A 23,471-nucleotide genomic window follows, 5' to 3' on the forward strand; every position below is an offset into this window, starting at 1 on the left:
GGCGGGGAGCGGGTGGGCGGGGAGCGGGTGGGCGGGGAGCGGGTGGGCGGGGAGCGGGTGGGCGGGGAGCGGGTGGGCGGGGAGCGGGTGGGCGGGGAGCGGGTGGGCGGTCAGGGGCGGTATGGGGAGCGCCGGCTGATGCGCGTTCCGCGTGGGGTCACCGGCGGCGGGCTGCCAGCCAGCGCGTGGCCAGGGCGGCGGCGCTGCCCCAGATGCCGCGCCGGAACACCAGCACGACGAGGACGAAGATGCTGCCGGTGACCAGGCCGATCGCCTCGAACCCGGAGAACGACAGCCAGTCCTCCAGACGGACCAGGATGGCCGCGCCGAGCACCCCGCCCCAGAGCGTGCCGATCCCGCCGAGCACCACCACGATGACGGCCTTGCCGGAGGTGGTCCAGTGCAGCACGTCGAGGGAGACGAAGCGGTGGCCGACGGCGAACAGCCCGCCGCCGAGCCCGGCGATGAAGCCCGACAGCACGAACGCGGTCAGCTTGTAGCGGTGCACGGGGTAGCCGAGCGCGCGGGCGCGGGCGGGGTTGTCGCGGATGCCGACCAGCACCCGGCCGAAGGGCGAGTGCACGATCCGCCAGGCGCCGGCCAGCCCGAGCAGCACGATCGGCAGGATCGCGTAGTAGAAGTAGTAGTCGTCGGTGAGGTCCAACCCGAACAGTTCGCGGGGCACGCCCTGCAGGCCGTTCTCGCCCCGGGTGACCGAACGCCACTCGTTGGCCACGTAGTAGACCATCTGCGCGAACGCCAGGGTGACCATGGCGAAGTAGATGCCGGTCCGCTTCACGGCCAGGTAGCCGATCGGCACCGCGAGCACGGCCGCGGCGAGCGCCCCGGCCAGCACCGCCACCGGGAACGGCAGGCCGGCGTGGATGGCCACCAACCCGGTGACGTACGCGGAAGCACCCCAGAAGGCCGCGTGCCCGAAGGACATCAGCCCGGTGAAGCCGAGCAGCAGGTCCACGGCGACGGCGAACAGCGCCCAGCAGAGGATGTCCACCGCCACCGCCGGGTAGAGCCCGTTGGGCAGCCAGAACGCCACCAGCAGCCCGACGGCGAGCAGTGCGTACCGGACCCAGCCGGGCGCCCGGGTGACGGCGACCAGCCCGGATCTCGGCGCCGGGCGGCCGGCGTCGGTCGCGGTGTCGACGGTGCTCGTCATGCCGGTGCCTCCTCACGGCCGAACAGCCCGGCCGGACGCCAGAGCAGCACGGCGGCCATCACGATGAAGACGATCGTCTGCGACACGATCGGGAAGTCGGACAGGTACGCCTCGCCCCACGCCTGGACCAGGCCGATGCCGAAGCCGGCGGCCACGGACCCGAAGATCGAGCCGAGCCCGCCGATCACCACCACCGCGAAGACCACGATGATCAGGTCGGCGCCCATCAGCGGGTTCACGGCCCGCATCGGCGCGGCCAGCACCCCGGCGAGCGCGGCCAGGCCGATGCCGAAGCCGAAGACCGGGGTGACCCAGCGGCCGACGTTGATGCCGAACGCCTGGGTCAGCTCGGCCCGCTCGGTCGACGCCCGGACCACCATGCCGATCCGGGTGCGGGTCAGCACCCACCAGACGCCGACGCAGACGGCGACCGCGAAGCCCAGGATGAAGACCCGGTAGGTGGGGAAGTCGAAGAGCCCGAAGTCGACCGACCCGCTCAGCGCGGACGGGGTCTCGTACGGGCTGGACTGCACGCCGTAGCGGAGCTTCACCAGGTCCTGGAGGATCAGCGTGAGGCCGAAGGTGAGCAGGAAGTTGTAGAGCGGGTCGAGCCGGGTGAGCCGGTGGATGAAGGCCCGCTCCAGTGCCATGCCGAGCAGGCCCAACCCCACCGGCATGATCACCAACGCCGCCCAGAACGGCACGCCCGCCTCGCTGAGCAGGACGTACGCGCCGAACGCGCCGAGCATGTAGAACGCCCCGTGGGCGAAGTTGACCACCCGCAGCATCCCGAAGATGACCGCGAGCCCGAGGGCGAGCAGGGCGTAGAACGCCCCGCTCACCAACCCGTTGAACGTGTTCTGCAAGAAGCCGGTCATGCCCTGGTCACATCTTGCAGTCCGCCGACGGGGCGCGGAACGCCTCGGCGGCGGGGATGGTCTTGAGGACCTTGACGTAGTCCCACGGCTCACTGACCTCGGACTGCGGCTTCACCTGGGCGAGGTAGGCGTCGTGGATGACCCGGTGGTCCTCGGCGCGGATCTTGCCGTTGCGCAGGAAGACGTCCTCGACGGTCTTGCCCTCCAACTCCTTGACCACGGCGTCGGCGTCGTCCGTGCCGGCGGCCTGCGCGGCCTCCAGGTACTGGGTGGCGGCGGAGTAGTTGGCCGCGTGCGCGAAGGACGGCCGGGTGCCCGTCTCCTTCTGGAACCGGTCGGCGAACTCCCGGTTCTTGGCGTCGAAGTTCCAGTACCAGGCGTCGGTGTACGTGGTGCCGGCGAGCGCGGCCGGGGTCAGCGAGTGGATGTCGGTGATGAACATCAGGCCCACGGCGAGCCCGACGCCCTTCTCCCGGAGCTTGAACTCGTTGTACTGCTTGACCACGTTGACCAGTTCGGCGCCGGCCTGCATGGTGCCGAGCACCTGCGGCTTCGGGTTCAGCGTCGGCGCCTTGAGCAGGAACGTCGAGTAGTCGCCGCTGGTGTTCGGGAACGGCGCGCCGTCCTTGCCGACGACGGTCCCACCGGCCGCCGTGATCGCGCTCGAGAAGCTCTTCTCCATGTCCTGGCCGAAGGCGTAGTTCGGGTAGAGGATGTACCAGTTCTTCCCGACCTGCTCGGTGGTGGTCTTCCCGGTGCCGTTGGCCAGCATGTAGGTGTCGTACGCGTAGTGGAACGTGTACTTGTTGCAGCTCTTGCCGGTCAGGTCGGTGGTGGCCGCCCCGATGTTGAAGTAGAGCTTCTTCTTCTCCTTCGCCACGTCGGCGACCTTGAGCGCGGCCGAGGAGGTCGGCACGTCGAGGATGAGGTCGACGCCCTTGCGGTCGAACATCTCGGCGGCCTTGCTGTTGGCGATGTCGGGCTTGTTCTGGTGGTCGGCGGTCTCCACGGTGATGTCGCCGGTCACCGCCTTGTCGCCGTGCTTCGCCTTGAAGTCGGCGATGGCCATCTCGACGGCCTTGACCGAGTTCTTGCCGGACAGCTCGGAGTACGCACCCGACTGGTCGTTCAGCACGCCCAGCACGATCTTGCCCCCGGTCAGCTTCTGGTCCCCACCCGACTGGGGACCACCGCCGCCGCAGCCGGCGACCAGCACCATCGCCGCCGCCGACGCGGCGGCCACACCCACCGTCCTACGCATGCTCATCCCTCCACCCCCGCGCGGCGCGCGGGTCGTCGAAATCGAAAAATCAGATGCCGAGGTACGACAGCAGCTCGCGTTCCCGCGACTGCACCTCGGAGTTCTCCATCGCCTCCGCGATGCGTCCCTCGGCCAGCAGGTAGTGCCGGTCGGCGACGCCGGTGGCGAAGTGCAGGTTCTGCTCGACCAGCAGCACGGTCACCCCGTGCCGCTTGGCCTCGCGCAGGAGGTCGCCGACCTGCTGCACGAGCAGCGGCGAGAGCCCCTCGGTCGGTTCGTCGCAGAGCAGCAGCCGGGCGCCCATCCGCAGCACGCGGGCGAGGGCGAGCATCTGCTGTTCGCCGCCGGAGAGCATGGTGGCGGCCGAGTCCCGTCGCTCGTAGAGGGCGGGGAACGCCTCGTACACCCGCTCCAGCGGCCACGGGTCGGGGCCGACCGTCGGGGGCAGGGTGAGGTTCTCCGTGACGCTCAGCGTGGCGTAGCTGCCCCGGTCGTCGGGGACCCAGCCGAGCCCCAGCCGAGCCCGCCGGTACGCGGGCAGCTTCCCGACGTCCCGACCGTCCAGCTCCACCGTGCCGCGCTGGCCGGTGTGCAGGCCCATCACGCAGCGCAGCAGGGTGGACTTGCCAGCCCCGTTTCGCCCGACGAGGGTCACCACCTCGCCGGCGGAGACGTCCAGGCTGACCTCCCGCAGCACCTGCGCCTCGCCGTACCAGGCGGACAGGTTCTCAATGCGCAGCATCAGCGGCTCCCAGGTATGCGGTGATCACGCGCTCGTCGGCGCGGACCTGCTCGTACGGGCCCTCGACGAGGACCTTGCCGGCCTGCAGGACGGTGACGGTGTCGGCGAGCCGCCCGACCACGCTCATGTTGTGCTCGACCATCACCACGGTCCGGCCCTGCCGGACGCGCGCGATCAGGTCGACGGTGCGGTCGACGTCCTCCAGGCCCATGCCCGCGGTCGGCTCGTCGAGCAGCAGCACCTTCGGGTCCAGCGCGAGGGCGATGGCCAGCTCCAGCGCCCGCTTGCGCCCGTACGCCAGCGCCTCGGCGGGAGCCTCGGACAGCTCGGCCAGCCCGACCATGTCGAGCAGCTCGCCGGCCCGGTCGGTGTAGCGGCGCATCAGCTTCGCCGAGCGCCAGAACCGCCAGCCCAGCCCGCTCGGGCTCTGCAACGCCAGCTCGACGTGCTCCCGCGCGGACAGCTGCGGGAAGAGGCTGGTGATCTGGAACGACCGGGCCACGCCGAGCCGAGCGACCTGCTCGGGCGGCAGCCCGGTGACGTCGCGGCCGGCCAGCTCGATCCGGCCGCCGCTGGGCTGCAGGAACCCGGTCAGCAGGTTGAAGAGGGTGGTCTTCCCGGCGCCGTTCGGGCCGACGAGCGCGTGCACGCTGTCCGCCGCGATGTCGAGGTCGACGCCGTCGACCGCCCGGAAGCCCCGGAAGTCGCGGGTCAGCCCGCGAGCCGACAGGAGCGCTTGCCCGGCCATCGCCTACTCCTTCGCAGGTGTCGCGACGGCCGGGTCGGTGACCGCGGTCACATGGCCGTCGCGTCCTGGAAACCTACGGCCGTGCTGAATGTCGAACTATGTCGATGGACACCACATTCCGGGGCGCCCGGACGTATGGGAACGCCACTCGCCGCCCGGCCACCCCGGCCGATGACATCGACGATGTTGACTGTCAGGACCACTCCGCACCACGCCCATGTGGGCGCCCCACGGCCGCGCCCCCGGCCGCGCCCCGCCTTGACCCGTGCCCCTAGGGTGATGGACCCCTCCCGCGAAAGGTGCCGAGCGAATGCCCTTCGGCTTCACTGTTGCGATCATCTTTGCCGTCGGTCTGGCGATCTCCGGCCTGCTCGCACTCGCCGCTTCGAACAGGTCGACGAAGCGGACCGCCACCCTGGCGGCGCTCGGCTGCCTCGTCGGCGCGGTCGTGTTCACCGTCGGCTCCAGTGCCCACTCCGTGCCGATCCGCTCGGTCGGGATCGTCACCAGCTTCGGCAAGCCGACGGGCAAGGTCACCGGCTCCGGCCTGAAGTGGGTCGCCCCGTGGCAGAAGGTCGGCGAGTGGGACGCCGGCCGGCAGAAGTACGACCACATCGGCGGCGAGCACTGCGTCCGGGTCCGCACCGGCACGCTCGCCGACGCCTGCGTCGAGGTGCTCGTCGAGTGGCAGGTCAGGCCGGAGAACGCGCCGAAGCAGTTCATGGACTACAAGGGCGACTTCGACAGCTTCCGGGGTCAGCGGGTGGGCGTCCAGCTCGACAGCGCCGTCAACGACGCCTTCGCCACGTACAACCCGCTGGAGAAGATCGACGCGAACACCGGCAACCTGAACGTGGACCTGAAGCCCTTCGCCGAGAGCATCAAGGCCAGCGCGGAGACGCGGCTCTCCAGCGACGTCGACATCCTGTCGGTCACGATCACCCGGGTCAACCACGACGACAAGACCGAGGGCAACATCAAGGCCTTCCAGGACAAGCTCGCCCAGACCCGGAACCTGGAGCAGGACCGGAAGAACGCCGCCATCCAGAAGCAGATCACCGAGACGAACGCGAAGGTCGACAAGGTGTCGCGGTGCCTGGAGATCGCCGAGCGCAACGGCAGCAACCCCGGACTCTGCATCAACCCCGGGATCATCACCGGCGCCAAGTGACGGCCCGCCGGCGCTGACCCTCGCCCTGGGCGCGCGCCCGGCTCAGCCGGTGAGCGCGTCCAGGGCGAGGTCCACGTCGTCCACCGTGGAGTAGACGTGGAAGGACGCCCGGACCCGGCCGGCGCGGACCGCCGCCCGGACCCCGGCCCGCTCCAGCCGCTCCGCCGCGCCGGGCACCTCCACGGTGACGATCGCGCTGTCGCCCGTCGGCCGGCCCAGGCCGGCGAGGAACCGGTTGGCCAACGCGACGTCGTGCGCGTGCACGGCGGGCACGCCGATCTCCGCGACCAACTCCAACGCGGGGGCCGTGCCGACCCAACTGAACCAAGCCGGCGAGATGTCGAACCGGCGGGCGTCGTCGGCCAGGCGCAGCGGCGGGCCGTAGTAGGAGGCGTGCGGGTCGCTGCCCGCGTACCAGCCGGCGGCGTCGGGGCGCAGCCGCTCGCGCAGCGCCGGGGCGAGGTAGGCGAAGGCGGAGCCGCGCGGCGACATCAGCCACTTGTACGCGCCGACCGCGACCACGTCGGCTCGGCTCGCGTCGAACGGCAGCCAGCCGCACGCCTGGGTGGCGTCCACCGCGACGAGCGCGCCGTGCGCACGGGCCGCCGCGACGATCTCGTCGTACGCGGCGATCGTGCCGTCGGCGGACTGCACCAGGCTGAACGCGACCAGGTCGGTGCCGGCGTCGATCGCGTCGACCAGCCCGGCCACCGGCACGGTGCGCACCTGGACGCCCCGCTCGGCCTGCACCAGCCAGGGGAAGAGGTTGGAGGTGAACTCGACCTCCGGCACCACCACGGTCGCGCCGGCGGGCAGCGCGGCGGCGACCGGGGCCAGCAACTGGGAGACGGTGCTGCCGACCGTGACGTCGGCGGCCGGCACCCCGACCAGGCCGGCGAAGGCGGCCCGGGACCGTTCGGTCGCCTCGCCCCAGCCCTCCCAGGAGGTACGCCCGGTCCGCCAGTCGGCCAGTGCCCCCTGCACCGCGTCCCACACCGGGTCGGGCGGCAGCCCGTAGCTGGCGGTGTTCAGCCAACCCGGCTGCGGCTGCCACAGCTTCTGCGCCTGTGTGATCTCCACACCGCCGACGCTAGTCACCCGCGGCGCCTACCGGGACGGCCAATCCGGCGCTCGCGGCCCCGGCGCCGGCCCTGGCGGCGTCAGCTCACGTTGGCGGGGCCGAGGACGCTCTTCAGGTCACCCATCAGCGCGGTGGTCGCCGCCACCCGGAACGGGCCGAGCCGCAGCGTGGTGACCTTGCTGCCGTTGAGCAGCTTGACGTGCACCTCGGTGTCGCCCGGGTGCAGCACCAGGGTCTCCTTGAGCCGCTCCACCAGCGGGGGCGTGCACCGGGTCACCGGGATGGTGAGGGTGATCGGCTTGCTCGCCGGGTTGCTGCTGATGTCCGGCATGGACATGTCCATCGCCATGATGCGGGGGGTGTCGTCGCGCCGGTCCACCCGCCCCTTGACCACCACGATGGCGTCCTCGGCGATGTACTGCCCGATCACCTCGTAGGTGTTGGGGAAGAACAGCGCCTCCACGCCGCCGGCCAGGTCCTCCAGGGTGGCCGAGGCCCAGGCCCGGCCCTGCTTGGTGACCCGGCGCTGCACCCCGGAGAGGATGCCGGCGAGGGTCACCACCGCCCCGTCCGGGACGGTGCCCTCCTCCGACAGGGCGGCGATCGTGCAGTCGGCCGCCGCGCCGAGGACGTGCTCCAGGCCGAAGAGCGGGTGGTCGGAGACGTAGAGGCCGAGCATCTCGCGTTCGAAGGCGAGCTTGTCGCGCTTGTCCCACTCTCCCTCGCCGATCACCGGCATCACGGTGGTGCTGCTGGTCTCCGCGTCGCCGAAGCCGGCGCCGAAGAGGTCGTACTGGCCGACGGCCTCCTTGCGCTTGACGTCGGCGTACGCGTCGATGGCCTCCGCGTGCACCGCGAGCAGCGCCTTGCGGGAGTGCTTGAGCGAGTCGAACGCCCCGGCCTTGATCAGCGATTCGATGGTCTTCTTGTTGCAGACGACCGCGTCGACCTTCGAGAGGAAGTCGTAGAAGTCGGCGTAGTCGCCCTTCTCCTCCCGGCAGCGCATGATCGCGGCGACCACGTTCGCCCCGACGTTGCGTACCGCGCCGAGACCGAACCGGATCTCCTTGCCGACCGGGGTGAACGGCCCGGCGGAGGTGTTCACGTCCGGGGGCAGCACCTGGATGCGCATCCGGCGGCACTCCGAGAGGTAGAGCGCCATCTTGTCCTTGTCGTCGCCGACGGAGGTGAGCAGCGCCGCCATGTACTCGGCCGGGTAGTGCGCCTTCAGGTACGCGGTCCAGTAGGACACCAGGCCGTACGCCGCCGAGTGCGCCTTGTTGAAGGCGTAGCCGGCGAACGGGACCAGCACGTCCCAGACCTTCTGGATCGCCTCGTCCGAGTAGCCCCGTTCCCGGCAGCCGTCCCGGAACGGGATGAACTCCTTGTCGAGGATCTCCTTCTTCTTCTTGCCCATCGCCCGCCGCAGCAGGTCGGCCTGGCCGAGGGTGTAGCCGGCGAGGATCTGCGCGGCGCGCTGCACCTGCTCCTGGTACACGATCAGGCCGTAGGTGGGCGCGAGGATCTCCCGCAGCGGCTCCTCCAGCTCCGGGTGGATCGGGGTGATCTCCTGGAGGCCGTTCTTGCGCAGCGCGTAGTTGGTGTGCGAGTCCACGCCCATCGGGCCTGGTCGGTACAGGGCGAGGACGGCGGAGATGTCCTCGAAGTTGTCCGGCTTCATCATCCGCAACAGGGAGCGCATCGGCCCGCCGTCGAGCTGGAACACGCCCAGGGTGTCGCCCCGGGCCAGCAGCTCGTACGCGGCCCTGTCGTCCAGCGGCAACCCGAGCAGGTCCAGCTCCTTGCCGTGGTTGAGCTGGATGTTCTTCACCGCGTCGTCGATGATGGTCAGGTTGCGCAGGCCGAGGAAGTCCATCTTCAACAGCCCGAGCGACTCGCACGTCGGGTAGTCGAACTGGGTGATGATGACCCCGTCGGAGTCCCGGCGCATCAGCGGGATGTGGTCGATGATCGGCTCGGCGGACATGATGACGCCGGCGGCGTGCACGCCGGTCTGCCGGATCAGCCCCTCGATGCCCCGGGCGGTGTCGATGACCTTCTTGACGTCCGGCTCGGCCTCGTACATGCCCCGGATCTCGCCGGCCTCGGCGTACCGGGGGTGCTTGGGGTCGAAGATGCCCTCCAGGGGGATGTCCTTGCCCATCACCGCCGGGGGCATCGCCTTGGTGATCCGGTCGCCGACCGCGTACGGGTAGCCGAGCACCCTGGCCGAGTCCTTGATCGCGGCCTTCGCCTTGATGGTGCCGAAGGTGGCGATCTGGGCGACCTTGTCCTCGCCCCACTTGTCGGTGACGTACTTGATGACCTCGCCGCGCCGGCGCTCGTCGAAGTCGATGTCGACATCCGGCATCGAGACGCGCTCGGGGTTGAGGAACCGCTCGAAGATCAGGCCGTGCGGGATCGGGTCGAGGTCGGTGATGCCCAGCGCGTACGCCACCAGCGAGCCGGCGGCCGAACCGCGGCCGGGGCCCACGGCGATGCCCTGGCTCTTGGCCCACTGGATGAAGTCGGCGACCACGAGGAAGTACGACGGGAAGCCCATCTGGATGATGACGCCCAGCTCGTACTCGGCCTGCCTGACGTGCCCCTCGGGGATGCCGCCGGGGTAGCGCCGTTCCAGCCCGGCAAAGGTCTCCTTGCGGAACCAGGACTCCTCGGTCTCCCCCTCCGGGACCGGGAAGCGCGGCATCAGGTTGTGGAACTCGAACATCCCGGCGGGGTCGACCTTCTCGGCCACCAGCAGGGTGTTGCGGCAGCCCTCCAGCCAGAGGTCGGAGCTGTCGACGGCGCGCATCTCGTCGGCGGACTTGATGTAGTAGCCGCTGCCGTCGAACCGGAACCGGTTCGGATCGGCGACGTTCGCCGCCGTCTGCACGCAGAGCAGCACGTCGTGCGCCTCGGCCTGGGCCTCGTGCGTGTAGTGCGAGTCGTTGGTCACCACCGGCGGGATGTCCAGCTTGCGGGAGATGTCGTGCAGCTCCTGGCGGACCCGGCGTTCGATGCTGATGCCGTGGTCCATGACTTCCAGGAAGTAGTTCTCCTTGCCGAAGATCTCCTGGTACCGCGCGGCGGCCTTGAGCGCCTCGTCGTACTGGCCCAGGCGCAGCCGGGTCTGCACCTCCCCGGAGGGGCAGCCGGTGGTCGCCATCAACCCGTCGGCGTTCTCGGCGAGCAGTTCCGCGTCCATCCGCGGCCACTTGACGAAGAACCCCTCCGTGTACGACCGGCTGGTCAGCTTGAAGAGGTTGTGCAGGCCGGTCTTGTTCCGCGCCCAGATGGTCATGTGGGTGTAGCCGCCGCTGCCGGAGACGTCGTCGCTCTTCTGCTCCGGCCGGCCCCAGCGCACCCGCTGCTTGTGGAAGCGTGACTCCGGCGCCACGTACGCCTCGATGCCGAGGATCGGCTTGACCCCGGCGGCCATCGCCTGCTTGTAGAAGTCGTTCGCGCCGTGCATGTTGCCGTGGTCGGTCATCGCCACCGCCGGCATGCCCTGCCGCTTGACCTCGGCGAAGAGGTCCTTCAGCCGGGCCGCACCGTCGAGCATCGAGTACTCCGTGTGCACGTGCAGATGCGCGAACGAATCGCCCATGCGTGGCGCCCCCCGGGTCGGATCATGGGATGGTCGAGGTCGGTCGGCCTACCCTATCGCCGCCGGAAGAGACGGCTCCAGACGCCGCGCGGGGCGGAGCGGGCCGGGGTGGTGTGGATCTCCCCGGCCGCGGCGGGGGACGGCCGAGGCGCGCGCCCCACCCGGTGGTCGACCCCTTGACGTCCCGCTGACCAGCCACTTCCCTAGGCTGGACCGTCATGACAGAGCGGAAGACAGTTCTCGTGACCGGCGCGACCGGCAACCAGGGCGGCGCCACGGCACGCCGGTTGCTCCGGGACGGCTGGCAGGTGCGGGCGCTCGTACGCGATCGGGCCAAGCCCGCCGCACGCCTCCTTCACGAGCAGGGCGCCACCCTGGTCGAGGGAAACATGGACGACGCCGACTCGCTGCGCACGGCGATGCACGGCGTGCACGGTGTCTTCAGTGTCCAGGCCCTGGCGCACACGCCGGACACCCTCGAGGCTGAGGTCAGGCAGGGAAAGACCGTCGCCGACGTGGCCGGGGAGACCGGCGTCGCACACCTGGTCTACAGCTCGGTGGGCGGTGCGGAGCGCCGGACCGGCATCGACCACTTCGAGACCAAGGCAGAGATCGAGCGGCACATCCAGGCGTTGAACCTCCCCGCGACCGTCCTGCGCCCGGCGTTCTTCATGAACAACCTTCTCCACTACGCCGACGCCGAGGGGGAACGGGTCCTGCGGCTACAGGTCGTACCCGACCGACCGATCCAGATGATCGCCTCGGACGACGTCGGCCGCATCGCCGCGCACGCCTTCGCGCACCCCGCCGATCACCTCGGCACGCAGATCGAGATCGCCGGCGACGAGCTCACCTTCACCCGGGTCGCCGAGATCTACGAGGCGCTCACCGGCACCCCCACCCGCCTGGAGCCGCAACCCATCGACCAGCGCATGTACGCGTGGTTCGCCGAGAGCGGATACCGGGCCGACATCGCCGGCCTGCGGAACCGGTTCCCTGGGCTGCTGACGTTCGAGGAGTTTCTGCGGGACCGCCTCGGCCGGGCGGCGGCGTCCGCACCACAGGGCGACCGGACCGGGGAGCCCGCGCGACGGAAGCCCCACGGCGGCTAGCCCACCGCCATCCGGCCAGCGCGCGTCGACCGGCGGCGAACCCTGCGGGGTTCGCTGCCGTCTTTTTTCGCCGGAACACACTGCTGTCTTCGGGCACCATGATGTAGGTCTGGACGATAGTGTGCGTCACACAGTATGGTGTGACGCATGGTGAGCGATGAGATCCTGCGGACGCACCTCCAGGAGTTGCGTCGGGGCACCGTGGTGGTGGCGAGCCTCGTCGCCCTGCGGCGCCCCGACTACGGGTACGCGCTGCTGCAACGCCTCTCCGACCACGGCTTCCCGGTCGACGCCAACACGCTCTATCCGCTGCTGCGGCGGCTGGAGGAGCAGGGGCTGGTGACCAGCGAGTGGAACACCGAGGAGAAGCGGCCGCGCAAGTTCTACCGGACCAGTGGGGAGGGCGAGTCGGTGCTGGGCCGGCTCCTCGCCGACCTGGCCGCAGTGCAGACCTCCCTGACCAGGCTGATCGAAGGAGCCGACCGATGAATTCCCTGACCGACCGCTACCTCGCCGCGACCCTGCGCTCGGTGCCGGTCGCGCGCCGCGAGGAGATCGCCACCGAGCTGCGCGCCTCGATCGAGGACATGGTCGAGGGCCGCACGACCGGCGGGCGGGACGCCGCCGCCGCCGAACGGGAGGTGCTCACCGAGCTGGGCGACCCGGCGCAGCTCGCCGCCCGCTACTCCGACCGCCGGTTGCAGCTCATCGGGCCGGCCTACTATTTGGCCTGGGAGCGGCTGCTGAAGCTGCTGCTCAGCTTCGTGCCGGCGACGGCCGGTGTGATCGTCGGCCTGCTGGCGGCAACCGACGGCGAGAACGCCGGCGGGGCCGTCGGCGAGGGCATCACCACCGCCCTCACGGTGGCCCTCCAGATCGCCTTCTGGGTCACCCTGGTCTTCGCGGTGCTGGAGCGCACCAGGATCCCGCTGCACCTGCCCGACTGGAGCGTCGACCAGCTCCCGGAGGGCCCCGGCGACCGACAGATCACCCTGACCGACACCGCCGCCTCGATCGGCTTCCTGGCGATCTTCATCGCCTACCTGCCGATGCAGCACTTCCGGTCGTTCGTCCCCGCCGACGGTGACGGCAACCTGCCGATCCTCGACCCGGCGCTGTGGAGCTTCTGGCTGCCGTTCCTGATCGCCGTGCTGGTCGCCACCGTGGGCCTGGAGATCGCCAAGTACCGGGCCGGGCGCTGGACCTGGCCGCTGGTCGCGGCGAACGCGGTGCTCGACCTGGCCTTCGCGGTGCCGGTGGTCTGGCTGATGTCGACCGACCGGCTGCTCAACCCCGACTTCGTGGCCCGCTTCGAGTGGCTCGGCGAGGGTGAGAACCTGAACACGGTCGCCACCATCGTGGTCGCCGGCACGGCGCTGATCGTGCTCTGGGATGTCGTCGAGAGCGTGGTCAAGGCGCTGCGCGACCGCCGCTGACCCGACCGCACCACGCGGCCCGGCACGCCCCGGCGTGCCGGGCCGTCAGCCGTGACGAGCGGGCCGGAGGGCGCCGGTGGTGGCCGCGGCGAGGAAGCCGGTCCAGGCCGCGGGGCCGAAGGCCAGCGCCGGTCCCCCACGATCCTTGCTGTCGCGTACGCCCACCACGCCGACCAGGTTCGTCGCCACCTCGACACAGGTGGAACCGCCGTTGCTGCTGCGGGTTGACGTGCGCCAGATAGCGCCGGTCAGGTCCACGACCGTGCCACCTCCTGAATCAGCTTTCGGGACGCCCGGCGGTGCAGCGCCTCGCCCCGCACCCGTTCCCACGCGCGTTGAAGGCTATCAACGTCCTCGGACCGATCTGTGACCTGCGCCCGCAACTGGTTGTCGAGGTGGGCCACCTCCGCGCCATCCGTGGTGCGGGCCAGGATGAACGGCCCAGCAAGCCCAGGATGCATGCCGACGTCGGCGGGCACCACATGAATATCGACCTGGGGAAGGTCACCCACCTCCAACAGGTGCGAGAACTGCTCGGCCATCACCTGCCGGTCGCCGATCTGCCGGCGTAGCACCGCCTCGTCCACGACGAAGACGACCTCCGGCGGGGCCTCCCGGGTCAGCACCGCCTGGCGGGCCAGCCGGGAGGTCACCCGCTGCTCCACCTCGGCCTCGCGGAGCATGCCGCCGCCGGTGAGCACCGCGCGGGCGTACGCCTCGGTCTGGAGCAGGCCGGGGACCAGCGCCGGCTCGAACCAGCGGATCAGCGTCGCCTCCGCCTCCACCGAGATCCACTCCCGCAGCCAGGGCGGCGCGGCGTCCGCGCGGACCAGGGTGAGCAGCCGTTCGAAGAAGCCCTCCGACTCCAGCGCCGCGTCGACCCGGCCCACGAAGTCCTGCGACGGCGTGCGGTGTCCGATCTCCACCATCCCGACCAGCGAGGACGAGTAGTTGATCTGCTGGGCCAGCTCCTCCTGGCTCAGCCCCCGGTCGCGCCGCGCCCGGCGCAGTTCGCCGCCGAGGAACTCCAGCGTGGAAAACTGCCCGACTCCCATCACACCTCCACCACAGCCACGCCGATCACCGCCAGCACCCGCCACCGGGGCCGCCCCGGCCCGCACCACCGGCCGGCGACGCCTTCCGACCGTAGTCGCCCGAGCAGCAGAGTGTGAACAGGCACGACGGAGGAGGTCGACACGGACAGGCGCGCGAACCCGTACCCCCGGCTGCGCGGCGGCCGCACGTGGCCGCCCGGCAGGGTGCCCGGCCGACGCCGACCAGCGGGATGGGATCCTCACCAGGGTGAACACCGTGATGGACGACGACTGGCGGCGGCCGGGCCCCACCCCGGAACAGCGGCGGTACGACGTCTACGTCGGGCTGGCCACGGTCGTCCTGGCGCTGGTCAGCCTCACCCTCGCCCGCAGCACCGGGGCTTTCCTGCTGGGGCCGCCGCCCTCCGGGCCGGAGCAGGTCTTCTGGACCGTCGCGGTGACGCTGCCGGTGATCTGGCGACGCCGGTTCCCCGCCGCCACCCTCCTGGTCATCGCGATCGCGTTCGTCGCCGCGCAGGCGCGCTCCGCCCCGGAGTCGCAGCTCTCCTCGTGGGCGCTGTTCGCGGCCCTCTACTCGCTCGGCGCCTGGGGGCCGGACCGCCGGCTGGCCCGCCGGCTGCGGATCGGCGTCATCGCCACCATGTTCGCCTGGCTGGGGGTCTACTACGCGGTCACCATCGACAGGATCCCGGCCGACGCGTTCGACCGCGCGGTCGGTCCGGTGCCCCCCGTGCTCGCCGCGATAGTGAACGGGGTGCTGGTCAACGGCCTCTTCTTCGGGTTCGCGTACTTCTTCGGGGAGACCGCGTGGCTGGCCGCCCGCCGGCAGCACGAGGTGCAGGCGTGGGCCGAGGAGTTGCGCCGCTCGCAGGCCGAGGTCCGTGAGCACGCGGTGGTGGGCGAGCGGGTCCGCATCGCCCGGGAGCTGCACGACGTGGTCGCCCACCACGTGTCGGTGATGGGCGTGCAGGCGTCCGCCGCCCGCCGGGTGCTCGACAAGGACCCGGCGAAGGCCCGCACGGCGCTCGGCGCGATCGAGGAGACGGCCCGCACGGCGGTGGACGAGCTGCGCCGGATGCTCGGCCTGCTCCGCGCCCGCGACGACCGCCCGGAGCGCGCGGACGAGCCGGGGCCCGCCGCGATCGACCAGGTCACGGCCGTGGTCGACCGGGCCCGCGAGGCCGGCCTGCGGGCCACCCTGGGGGTGTACGGGGACCGGGTGCCGCTGCCGGAGTCGGTCTCCCAGGCCGTGTACCGGGTCGTCCAGGAGGCCGTGACGAACGCGCTCAAGCACGCCGCCGGGGCGACCGCACTCGACGTGCGGATCCGCTACCTGGCACACGAGGTGGAGGTGGACGTGACCGACGACGGACGGGCCACCCGCCCCGCGAACGCCGACGGGCTGGGCCTCGTCGGGATGCGCGAGCGGGTCGCCACCCACGGCGGGGCACTGGAGGCCGGCCCGCGGGCCGGCGGTGGCTGGCGGGTACGGGCCCGGTTCCCGCTCCCGGTCACGGCGGGGTGCCCGGCGTGACCGCCGACCGCGAGGTGCCCGGCGTGGGCGCCGACCGCGCGGTGCCCGACGCCGACCGGCCGGTGCGGGTGTTGCTCGCCGACGACCAGCACCTGGTCCGCACCGGCTTCCGGGTCATCCTCGAGGTGGAGGACGACATCGAGGTGGTCGGGGAGGCCGCCGACGGGGAACGCGCCGTCGGCATGACCCGGGCGCTGTGCCCGGACGTGGTGCTGATGGACGTGGAGATGCCCGGGGTCGACGGGCTGGAGGCCACCCGGCGGATCACGGCCGAGCAGGACGAGCCGGGCGGGCCGGCCGTGCTGATCCTCACCACCTTCGACCGGGACGACTACCTGTTCGCCGCGCTGCGCGCCGGGGCCAGCGGCTTCCTGCTCAAGAACGGCACCCCGGAGGCGCTGGTCGAGGCGATCCGGGTGCTCGCCCGGGGCGACGGCCTGCTCGCCCCGGAACTCACCCGGCGGGTGATCGCCACCTTCGCCCGCCCCGGCGACCCCGCCGGGCGGGGCGGCGTCCGGACCTCTCCCGAGGCGGCGCTGCGCGACCTGACGCCCCGCGAACGGGAGGTCCTGGTCCTGGTCGCCGGGGGTGCCAGCAACGCCGAGATCGCCGCGGAGCTGCACCTGGGCGAGGCGACGGTGAAGACGCACGTCAGCCGGGTGCTGGCCAAGCTCGGCCTGCGCGACCGGGTGCAGGCGGTGGTCTTCGCGTACGAACACGGGGTGGTGCGACCGGGCGGCTGACCCGCCTCCGCCGCGCGGGGGACCTGCCCGCTCAGCCTCCGGGCGGACGGCGGCGGGCAGTTGACGATCTACCGTGGCCGCCGTGACCAGTGTGCTCCGTCTCGACGGCGTCGACCGCAGCTTCGGCGACCGTCGGGTGCTCCAGAACGTGTCCTTCGACGTGGCGGCCGGCCGGATGACCGGCTTCGTCGGCGGCAACGGCGCCGGCAAGACCACCTCCATGCGGATCATCCTGGGGGTGCTCGCCCCGGACGCCGGGGAGGTCAGCTGGCAGGGCGCTCCGCTGACCCGGGAGGTCCGCCGTCGCTTCGGCTACATGCCGGAGGAACGCGGGCTCTATCCGAAGATGAGCGTCCGGGAACAGGTGGCCTACCTGGGCCGGCTGCACGGCATGACGGCCGCCTCCGCGCGGCGCGGCACGGACGCGCTGTTGGAGCGGGTCGGGCTCGCCGAGCGCGGCGACGACCTGCTGGAGACGCTGTCGCTGGGCAACCAGCAGCGCGCGCAGATCGCGGCCGCGCTGGTGCACGACCCCGAGGTGCTGGTGCTCGACGAGCCGTTCTCCGGCCTCGACCCGCTGGCCGTGGACACGGTCGTGGCGGTCCTGCGGGAGCGGGCCGCCACGGGCGTGCCCGTGCTCTTCTCCAGCCACCAGCTGGACGTCGTGGAGCGGCTCTGCGACGACCTGGTGATCATCGCGGGCGGCGTGATCCGCGCCGCCGGCAGCCGGGAGCAACTGCGCGCGACGTACACGGTGCCCCGGTTCGAGCTGGTGGTGGAGACCGACGCCGGCTGGCTGCGGGACCAGCCCGGGGTGACCCTGGTCGACCTGGACGGCGCCCGCGCCGTGTTCGACCTCGCGCCCGGCGCGGACGAGCAGGTGGTGCTGCACGCGGCGCTGGCCCGCGGCCCGGTGCGCGCGTTCCGCCCGGTCAGCCCGTCCCTCACCGAGATCTTCCGAGAGGTCACCCAGTGAACACCACGCAGGCCACCCGGCTGGTCGCCGCCCGGGAGATCCGGGGCAAGCTGCGCGACCGCACCTTCCTGATCAGCACCCTGTTCTTCCTGCTGATCGCCGCCGCCGCGACCATCCTGCCGCCGCTGCTCTCCGGCGGCCCGTCGAGCGTGGCGGTGACCGAGGCGGCGGCCGGCCCGCTGCGCGAGGCGGGGCTGGAGGTGCGGCTGGCGCCCGACGACCGCGCCGCCGAGCAGGCCGTCCGCGACGGCGACGTGGACGCCGCCGTGGTCTCCGGGCCGGCGGTGCTGGCCATGGACGAGGCCCCCGACGACGTGGTAGCGGCGCTGAGCACGCAGCCCCCGGTGCGGCTGCTGGACCCCGACGCGGTGGACCCGGTGGTGGCCTTCCTGGTGCCGTTCGCCTTCGCGTTCGTCTTCTTCGTCACCTCGCAGACCTTCGGCGTGCAGATCGCGCAGAGCATCATCGAGGAGAAGCAGACCCGGATCGTGGAGATCCTGGTGGCCGCGGTGCCGGTCCGGGCGTTGCTGGCCGGCAAGATGGTCGCCGGCACCCTGCTGGCCCTCGGGCAGATCGCCCTGGTCGCCCTGGTCGCCGTGGTGGGTGTGCAGTTCGGCGACAGCGGTGGGCTGCTCTCGCTGCTGGCCCCGGCGATCGGCTGGTTCGTGCCGTTCTTCCTGCTCGGCTTCGTGCTGGTCGCGGCCATGTGGGCGGCGGCCGGGGCGCTGGTCAACCGCCAGGAGGACATCGCCGGCGTGTCGATGCCGGTGCAGCTCGCGGTCATGCTGCCGTTCTTCGCGGTGATCTTCCTGAACGACAACGCGACCGCCATGCGGGTGCTGTCCTACCTGCCGTTCTCCGCGCCCACGGCGATGCCGTTGCGGCTGTTCACCGGGGACGCGGCCGGCTGGGAGCCGCTGCTGTCGCTGGCCCTGCTGCTGGTCGCGGCCGCCGCGCTCGTCGCGGCGGGGGCCCGGGTGTACGAGGGTTCGCTGCTGCGCACCAACGGCCGCACCTCGGTCCGGACGGCGTGGCGGTCGCGCGAGACGGTGGGCTGAGCGGTGTCGCGGGGCGCCGGCCGGGCGTACCGCGTCCGGGGCTGACGGCCGGCGCGGCCCGGCACGCCCACCACGTGCCGGGCCGCCGCGGCCGGTCGGCCCACGTCCCGCGGGGATCGGGCGAGGACCACCGGGAGCCGGGACGGACGCGCGCCACCGCCGCCGCGGGCGGCTGCCGGATCAGCCGGTACGCGTCGGCGGTGGCGCGCGGTCGGGTCAGTCGGCGGCGTTGCGGAAGACCGGGTAGTAGCCGCCGGACTGGCCGGCCGCGGTCGGGTGGTAGGAGACGCCGAGGTTGAGGTAGTTGAGGGCGTGCAGCCACTTCTCGCCGTAGCTGCACAGCTGGTGCCCGACGAAGGCCGAGCGCACGTCGGCGAAGGTGAAGCCGGCCGCGTTGGCCGCGCTGCGGGTGATGTCGTCGACCAGGTTGATGGCCTCGTTGATCTTGGCACGCGAGGTGGCGCTCAGCCCGACGCAGACGGTGCCGAGCTGGTAGAAGACCGGGTACCCGACGACCACGACCCGGGCGTTCGGGGCCCGGGTCTTGATGCCGTTGTAGACGTTGCTCAGCAGGCCGGGGAGCTGGGCGCGGGCCTTGTCCTCGGCGGCCTGCACGGCGGCGACGCACTCGGTGGTGCCCTTGAGCACACAGGTGGTCATGATGTTGGAGTAGCCGACGTCGTTGCCGCCGACCGTGATGCTGACCAGGCTGGTGGTGGAGCTGAGCGCGGAGAGCTGGGTGTTGATCACGCTGGTCGTGGTGGCACCGGAGCAGGCGACCGAGCGGTACGAGGCGGGCTTGACGGTGGCGGCGTACAGCGCGGGGTAGGCGTTGGTGCTGCGCTGACAGGAGCCGCTCTCGCTGGTGTAGCTGCCGGCGCCGACGCCCGAGGCGTAGGAGTCGCCGAGGGCGACGTAGCGGTCGGTGGCGGCGGCCTGGGCGGGGGTTGTCAGGGACAGGCTGGCGCCGAGAGCCGCGGCGAGGCTCAGGGCGAGGGTCACGAAGCGAGTTCTCCGCACGTCGCACTCCGGGGGTGAGAGGGATCGGTGCGAGATTGATATCACTAAATATTTCCCGGCGAAAGATCCTTGCGGCGATCTTAGGGGTGCCGGCAACGGTTTCCGGGTCCGGCACCCCGTACCGCCGCGACCGCCCACCCCGCGCCTCCGGGGGTCGGACGCCCCCGGCACCCCCACCGTCCCCTACGGAACCGGCGGCGCCGACCGGGCGGAAGGGGCCGGCTCGGCGGACGACGCGAACCCGGAGGGACCCCACGTCCGGGCCCGCGATAGCGTCGGCGCGGCGCGGCACCCCGACCGGCGGGACGGGCAACCCTGGGCGTCGGCCATCGACACGGAGGCGCGGCATGACGGAGATCGGCGGCACCACCCGGCTGTACGCGCTGCTCGGCGACCCGATCGCGCAGGTACGCGCCCCCGGCCTGCTCAATCCGGTGCTGACCCGCCGCGGCACCGACGCGGTGCTCGTCCCGGTCCACGTCGCACCGGCCGACCTCACCCCGGTCGTACGCGGCCTGCAACGGGTGGGCAACCTGCACGGGATGCTGGTCACCGTGCCGCACAAGGCCGCCGCCCTGGCCCTCGCGGACCGGGCCAGCGACCGCGCCCGCCTGGCCGGCAGCGCCAACGCCCTGCGGCGCGAGCCCGACGGAACCTGGACCGCGGACACCTTCGACGGCGACGGGTTCGTCCGCGGGCTGGCCACGGCCGGACACCACCCCCGGGGCCGCCGGGTGTGCGTGGTGGGCGCGGGCGGGGCGGGCAGCGCCATCGCCGTCGCCCTGCTCGACGCCGGCGTGGCGGAGCTGCGGCTGGCCGACACCGACCCGGGCCGGCTGGAGACGCTGCGGCGACGGCTGTCCGCCGCGTACCCGGACCGGGTCACCGGAGCGGCGCGACCGCGACTGGCCGACGCCGACCTCGCGGTCAACGCGACCCCCCTCGGGCTGCGCCCCGACGACCCGCTGCCGTTCCCGGTGGCCGAACTGCCCACGGACGCCGTGGTCGCCGACATCATCATGACCCCGGCGGAGACGGCCCTGCTGGCCGAGGCCCGCGCGCGCGGCCTGCGGGCGCACCCCGGCGAGCCGATGCTCGCCCACCAGCTCGACTCCTACCTCGCGTTCTTCGGGCTCTGACCGGGACCCGACCGCCGCACGGTGACGTGACCGCCGGCCCACCGACCGGGGGCCGGCCGATCGATTGGGGCGCCGCGCGGACATCGCCCCGGTGGAGCGCCGGCGGCAGGCCCTACCCGGGCCGCCGGGCGAGGTCGTCGCGGTAGACCTCGACGCCGACGACGAGGTCCTGCCACGGCATTCCGGTCCCCTTGAACAACCGTGGTCGACCGGCCGGCAACCGCACGCGGCCGGTCACCACGTCACGGAGCGGACGCAGGTCCTCCTCCCGCAGCACACCGGCCGCCAGCGGAGCGACGATGTCGCCCGCCTCCCGCGGGGTGCCGGCCAGCGACTCGACGACGACGTGGGAGCGGGCGACGAGGCGGTCGTCGACCTCGCGGGCGTCCGGCGAGTGCGACCCGATCGCGACGACGACGGCGTCGGGCCGGACCAGGGCACCGTCGAACAGCGGCGTCGACGCGCTGGTGCAGCAGCAGATGACGTCCGCCGCCGTCACCGCGTCGGTGACCGGGCCGGGCTCGTACACCCGCACCGGGACGCCCGCCCGGTCGCACCGCGCGGCGAGCCGGTCGCGCCGTGGGCCGTCCCGTCCCACCAGGAAGACCTCGGCGATCGCGTGCAGCGCCAGCATCGCCTCGACGTGGGCGCGGGCCTGGGGGCCGGTGCCGAACACGGTGAGCCGCAGCGCGTCGCCCGCCGCGCGGGGCAGCAGGTGCCGCACCGCGAGCGCGGACACGGCGGGCGTACGCAGGTTCGTCAGGGCGGTGCCGTCGACGAGCGCCGCCGGGCGTTGCTCCGGGCCCTCGAAGAGGACGAAGGCCCCCTGGATGAGCGGCAGACCGCGACCGGCGTTGTCGGGGGTGCTGGTCAGCAGCTTGCAGCCCGAGTACGCGCCCCGCGTCGCGGGCATGACGAGCAGCTCGCCGCCCCGCGTGGTCACCTTCGAGCGGCGCGTCTCCCGCTCGGGGTCGAGGCCCGCCCGCAGGGCGGCCTCCAGGGCGTCCACCGCGACCCGGACCGGGGTCGCCGCGACCGCCTCCGCGGGGATCAGGCGCATGCCGGCGAAGGACGCGGCCGGCGGGATCGGATCGGTCATGGTGGCCTCCGGCGGCGGACGGACGAGGAACGCCCCGAGGCTAAGCCCCGCGCGGGGTGGGGTGGTCGGTGCGGTCGTCACTACGGTGCGGGGCCGTGCGCGCACTGGCAGGATGGCCGCTGTGGACCTCGACTCCGGCGCCGGGCTGCTGCACCGGCTGACGTCGTACGTGCCGAACCGCGACTGGGACGTGCCCGGGGACGACCCGCGGATCCGCCACGACCTCGTGCCGAACGACCCCGGGACCCTGCCGCCGCAGCTCAAGGGCTATCCGGACGGCCTGCCCGTCGTCGCCCTGCCGCGCGACCTGCCCGACCCGGGGATCCCCGCGACGGCGGTGCTCGCGGGCGCCGCGGGCCGGGCACAGCTCCTCGACGCCGCGCAGCTCGGCCGCGTGCTCTTCCTCGGCGCCGGCGTCGTCCGCACCGCCGAGCGCCACGGGCGGCCGTTCCTCTACCGGGCCGCCGGTTCGGCCGGCGCGCGCTTCCCGCTGGAGGTCTACGCGAGCACCCGCGACGTCGCGGGCGTCCCGGACGGCGTGCACTGGTACGACCCGGCGCGGCACGCGCTCGTCCAGGTCGCCCCCGCCGCCACCGGAGCGGCCACCACGCTCGTCGTCACGGGCGTGCCGTGGCGGACGGGGTGGCGGTACGCCGAGCGCGGCTGGCGGCACCTCTACTGGGACGCCGGGACGCTGCTGTCCCAACTGTCGGCGGCGGCCGCGAGCGCCGGACTCGCGCCACGGCTGCGGACGCTGTTCCCGGACGCCACGCTGCGCCGCCTCGTCGGCGCGGACGGGGTGCACGAGTATCCGCTCGCCCTGCTGTCCCTCGGCGACGGCGAGCCGGCCATCGGTCCCACCGCGGCGGCGGCGCCGGGTGAGCTGCCGCCGGTCGAGCTGCCGCTGTGCACCGCCGCGCAGCGCGCGGGCGAGCGGGACACCCTCGGGGAGCCCTGGCCGGAGGCGGCGCCGCTGCCGGAGTTCCCGCCGTCCGACCCGCTCGACGAGGTGGTGCGCCGGCGCGGGTCGCAGCGCCGCATGGACCGGTCCCGGACGCTGCCGCGCGCCCTGCTGGAGTGGCCCCTGGCCGCCGCCCTGCGCGGCGTGCCGGTGCCGCACTGGGTGGCCGTGCACGGCGTCGACGGTGTGGCGCCCGGTCTCTACCGCTGGCCCGACCTGGCGAGGCCGCTGCGGGCCGCGGAGCTGCGTGACGAGCTGCTGCGGGTCTGCCTGGACCAGGCGCTCGCCGGCGACGCGGCGTACGTCGTCGTCGGGGCCACCCCGCTGTCGGCGCTCGACGACCGCGGCTACCGCGACGCCCAGCTCGCCGCCGGGCTCGTCGAGGGCCGGCTGCACCTCGCGGCGTACGCCCTGGGCGCCGGCGCCTCCGGGATGACCTTCCTCGACTCGGAGGTCCCGGGCCTGCTCGGCGAGCCGGACGACCTCGCGGCGCTGCTGTTCACGTGCGTGGGCGTCCCGGAGTACGCGTCGCGCGCCGGCGGCGGGCCGGGCCGCCCGGTCGAGGTCCGTTCGGTCATGCCCCGCAGCGGCGGGTCCTGACGAGCAGGGCCGAGGCACGCTCGGGGCCGGCGGGCTGCGGTCAGCGGGTCGGCGTCCCAGTCGGTCAGCGGTC

21 protein-coding genes are annotated in these 23,471 nt (G+C 72.6%); 10 read left to right on the forward strand and 11 right to left on the reverse strand.

The genetic code is table 11. The features are described 5' to 3' along the window. Positions 1–157 precede the first annotated feature (157 nt). Genes ACZ6Q9_RS16995 through ACZ6Q9_RS17015 form a run of 5 tightly spaced genes read right to left on the reverse strand, consistent with a single transcriptional unit; the run spans position 158 to position 4,803 of the window. Positions 158–1,174: a branched-chain amino acid ABC transporter permease gene (locus ACZ6Q9_RS16995; RefSeq protein ID WP_393456391.1), complete on the reverse strand. Its 1,017-nt coding sequence runs from the start codon at positions 1,172–1,174 to the stop codon at positions 158–160. Further along, positions 1,171–2,052 (reverse strand): branched-chain amino acid ABC transporter permease, encoded by an 882-nt coding sequence (locus tag ACZ6Q9_RS17000; protein WP_357452299.1) that lies wholly within the window; start codon positions 2,050–2,052, stop codon positions 1,171–1,173. Before ACZ6Q9_RS17000 ends, ACZ6Q9_RS16995 begins: the two co-directional genes overlap by 4 nt. A 7-nt stretch (positions 2,053–2,059) precedes the next feature. Continuing rightward, positions 2,060–3,319: an ABC transporter substrate-binding protein gene (locus ACZ6Q9_RS17005; RefSeq protein ID WP_357701467.1), complete on the reverse strand. Its 1,260-nt coding sequence runs from the start codon at positions 3,317–3,319 to the stop codon at positions 2,060–2,062. A gap of 43 nt (positions 3,320–3,362) precedes the next feature. Further along, a complete protein-coding gene (locus ACZ6Q9_RS17010) occupies positions 3,363–4,055 on the reverse strand; it encodes an ABC transporter ATP-binding protein (protein WP_393269651.1) in 693 nt (230 codons plus the stop codon). Further along, on the reverse strand, positions 4,042–4,803 hold the full coding sequence (locus ACZ6Q9_RS17015) for an ABC transporter ATP-binding protein (protein WP_350685486.1): 762 nt from the start codon (positions 4,801–4,803) through the stop codon (positions 4,042–4,044). The genes ACZ6Q9_RS17010 and ACZ6Q9_RS17015 overlap by 14 nt, the downstream gene beginning before the upstream one ends. A 310-nt stretch (positions 4,804–5,113) precedes the next feature. On the opposite strand from ACZ6Q9_RS17015, the gene ACZ6Q9_RS17020 reads away from it, so the two are divergent. Further along, positions 5,114–5,974 (forward strand): SPFH domain-containing protein, encoded by an 861-nt coding sequence (locus ACZ6Q9_RS17020; protein WP_396830281.1) that lies wholly within the window; start codon positions 5,114–5,116, stop codon positions 5,972–5,974. Between the two features lie 42 nt (positions 5,975–6,016). On the opposite strand, the gene ACZ6Q9_RS17025 is transcribed toward ACZ6Q9_RS17020, so the two are convergent. Both ACZ6Q9_RS17025 and dnaE read right to left on the reverse strand, forming a co-directional pair. Beyond that, a complete protein-coding gene (locus tag ACZ6Q9_RS17025) occupies positions 6,017–7,054 on the reverse strand; it encodes an aminotransferase class V-fold PLP-dependent enzyme (RefSeq protein ID WP_393456385.1) in 1,038 nt (345 codons plus the stop codon). A gap of 80 nt (positions 7,055–7,134) precedes the next feature. Further along, positions 7,135–10,665, reverse strand: a complete 3,531-nt coding sequence (gene dnaE, locus ACZ6Q9_RS17030; protein ID WP_396830282.1) for a DNA polymerase III subunit alpha — start codon at positions 10,663–10,665, stop codon at positions 7,135–7,137. Between the two features lie 218 nt (positions 10,666–10,883). On the opposite strand from dnaE, the gene ACZ6Q9_RS17035 reads away from it, so the two are divergent. The 3 genes from ACZ6Q9_RS17035 to ACZ6Q9_RS17045 all read left to right on the forward strand — a co-directional run bounded on the left by ACZ6Q9_RS17035 (position 10,884) and on the right by ACZ6Q9_RS17045 (position 13,213). Continuing rightward, positions 10,884–11,777 carry an NmrA/HSCARG family protein gene (locus tag ACZ6Q9_RS17035; protein ID WP_393456379.1) on the forward strand — a complete coding sequence of 298 codons (894 nt, stop codon included), beginning with the start codon at positions 10,884–10,886 and terminating at the stop codon, positions 11,775–11,777. Positions 11,778–11,924: 147 nt separating this feature from the next. Next, positions 11,925–12,266: a PadR family transcriptional regulator gene (locus ACZ6Q9_RS17040; RefSeq protein WP_396830283.1), complete on the forward strand. Its 342-nt coding sequence runs from the start codon at positions 11,925–11,927 to the stop codon at positions 12,264–12,266. Continuing rightward, complete coding sequence (locus ACZ6Q9_RS17045; RefSeq protein ID WP_396830284.1) at positions 12,263–13,213, forward strand: HAAS signaling domain-containing protein; 951 nt, start codon at positions 12,263–12,265, stop codon at positions 13,211–13,213. The genes ACZ6Q9_RS17040 and ACZ6Q9_RS17045 overlap by 4 nt, the downstream gene beginning before the upstream one ends. A 45-nt stretch (positions 13,214–13,258) precedes the next feature. Here ACZ6Q9_RS17045 and ACZ6Q9_RS17050 read toward each other — a convergent pair whose 3' ends face one another. Further along, a complete protein-coding gene (locus ACZ6Q9_RS17050; protein WP_396830285.1) occupies positions 13,259–13,471 on the reverse strand; it encodes a DUF397 domain-containing protein in 213 nt (70 codons plus the stop codon). Beyond that, positions 13,462–14,268 carry a helix-turn-helix domain-containing protein gene (locus ACZ6Q9_RS17055; RefSeq protein WP_393456367.1) on the reverse strand — a complete coding sequence of 269 codons (807 nt, stop codon included), beginning with the start codon at positions 14,266–14,268 and terminating at the stop codon, positions 13,462–13,464. The genes ACZ6Q9_RS17050 and ACZ6Q9_RS17055 overlap by 10 nt, the downstream gene beginning before the upstream one ends. A gap of 247 nt (positions 14,269–14,515) precedes the next feature. On the opposite strand from ACZ6Q9_RS17055, the gene ACZ6Q9_RS17060 reads away from it, so the two are divergent. The 4 genes from ACZ6Q9_RS17060 (at position 14,516) to ACZ6Q9_RS17075 (ending at position 18,579) form a co-directional block, all read left to right on the forward strand. Continuing rightward, on the forward strand, positions 14,516–15,802 hold the full coding sequence (locus ACZ6Q9_RS17060; protein ID WP_396830286.1) for a histidine kinase: 1,287 nt from the start codon (positions 14,516–14,518) through the stop codon (positions 15,800–15,802). A gap of 41 nt (positions 15,803–15,843) precedes the next feature. Beyond that, the gene (locus tag ACZ6Q9_RS17065) at positions 15,844–16,545 is read left to right on the forward strand and encodes a response regulator (protein ID WP_393269672.1); all 702 of its coding nucleotides are present in this window, start codon (positions 15,844–15,846) and stop codon (positions 16,543–16,545) included. A gap of 82 nt (positions 16,546–16,627) precedes the next feature. After that, complete coding sequence (locus ACZ6Q9_RS17070) at positions 16,628–17,521, forward strand: ABC transporter ATP-binding protein (protein WP_393269632.1); 894 nt, start codon at positions 16,628–16,630, stop codon at positions 17,519–17,521. Continuing rightward, positions 17,518–18,579, forward strand: a complete 1,062-nt coding sequence (locus ACZ6Q9_RS17075) for an ABC transporter permease (protein WP_396830287.1) — start codon at positions 17,518–17,520, stop codon at positions 18,577–18,579. Before ACZ6Q9_RS17070 ends, ACZ6Q9_RS17075 begins: the two co-directional genes overlap by 4 nt. Before the next feature lie 216 nt (positions 18,580–18,795). Here ACZ6Q9_RS17075 and ACZ6Q9_RS17080 read toward each other — a convergent pair whose 3' ends face one another. Continuing rightward, positions 18,796–19,599 carry an SGNH/GDSL hydrolase family protein gene (locus tag ACZ6Q9_RS17080; RefSeq protein ID WP_393269621.1) on the reverse strand — a complete coding sequence of 268 codons (804 nt, stop codon included), beginning with the start codon at positions 19,597–19,599 and terminating at the stop codon, positions 18,796–18,798. A gap of 347 nt (positions 19,600–19,946) precedes the next feature. On the opposite strand from ACZ6Q9_RS17080, the gene ACZ6Q9_RS17085 reads away from it, so the two are divergent. Beyond that, complete coding sequence (locus tag ACZ6Q9_RS17085; protein ID WP_393269618.1) at positions 19,947–20,738, forward strand: shikimate dehydrogenase family protein; 792 nt, start codon at positions 19,947–19,949, stop codon at positions 20,736–20,738. Positions 20,739–20,850: 112 nt separating this feature from the next. Here ACZ6Q9_RS17085 and ACZ6Q9_RS17090 read toward each other — a convergent pair whose 3' ends face one another. Next, complete coding sequence (locus ACZ6Q9_RS17090) at positions 20,851–21,837, reverse strand: ornithine cyclodeaminase family protein (protein WP_396830288.1); 987 nt, start codon at positions 21,835–21,837, stop codon at positions 20,851–20,853. A 112-nt stretch (positions 21,838–21,949) separates the two neighbouring features. Between ACZ6Q9_RS17090 and ACZ6Q9_RS17095 the strand changes: the two genes are divergently transcribed. Beyond that, on the forward strand, positions 21,950–23,398 hold the full coding sequence (locus ACZ6Q9_RS17095) for a nitroreductase family protein (RefSeq protein ID WP_396830289.1): 1,449 nt from the start codon (positions 21,950–21,952) through the stop codon (positions 23,396–23,398). Positions 23,399–23,471 lie beyond the last annotated feature (73 nt).

This window comes from Micromonospora sp. NPDC049139 (genome assembly GCF_055586845.1).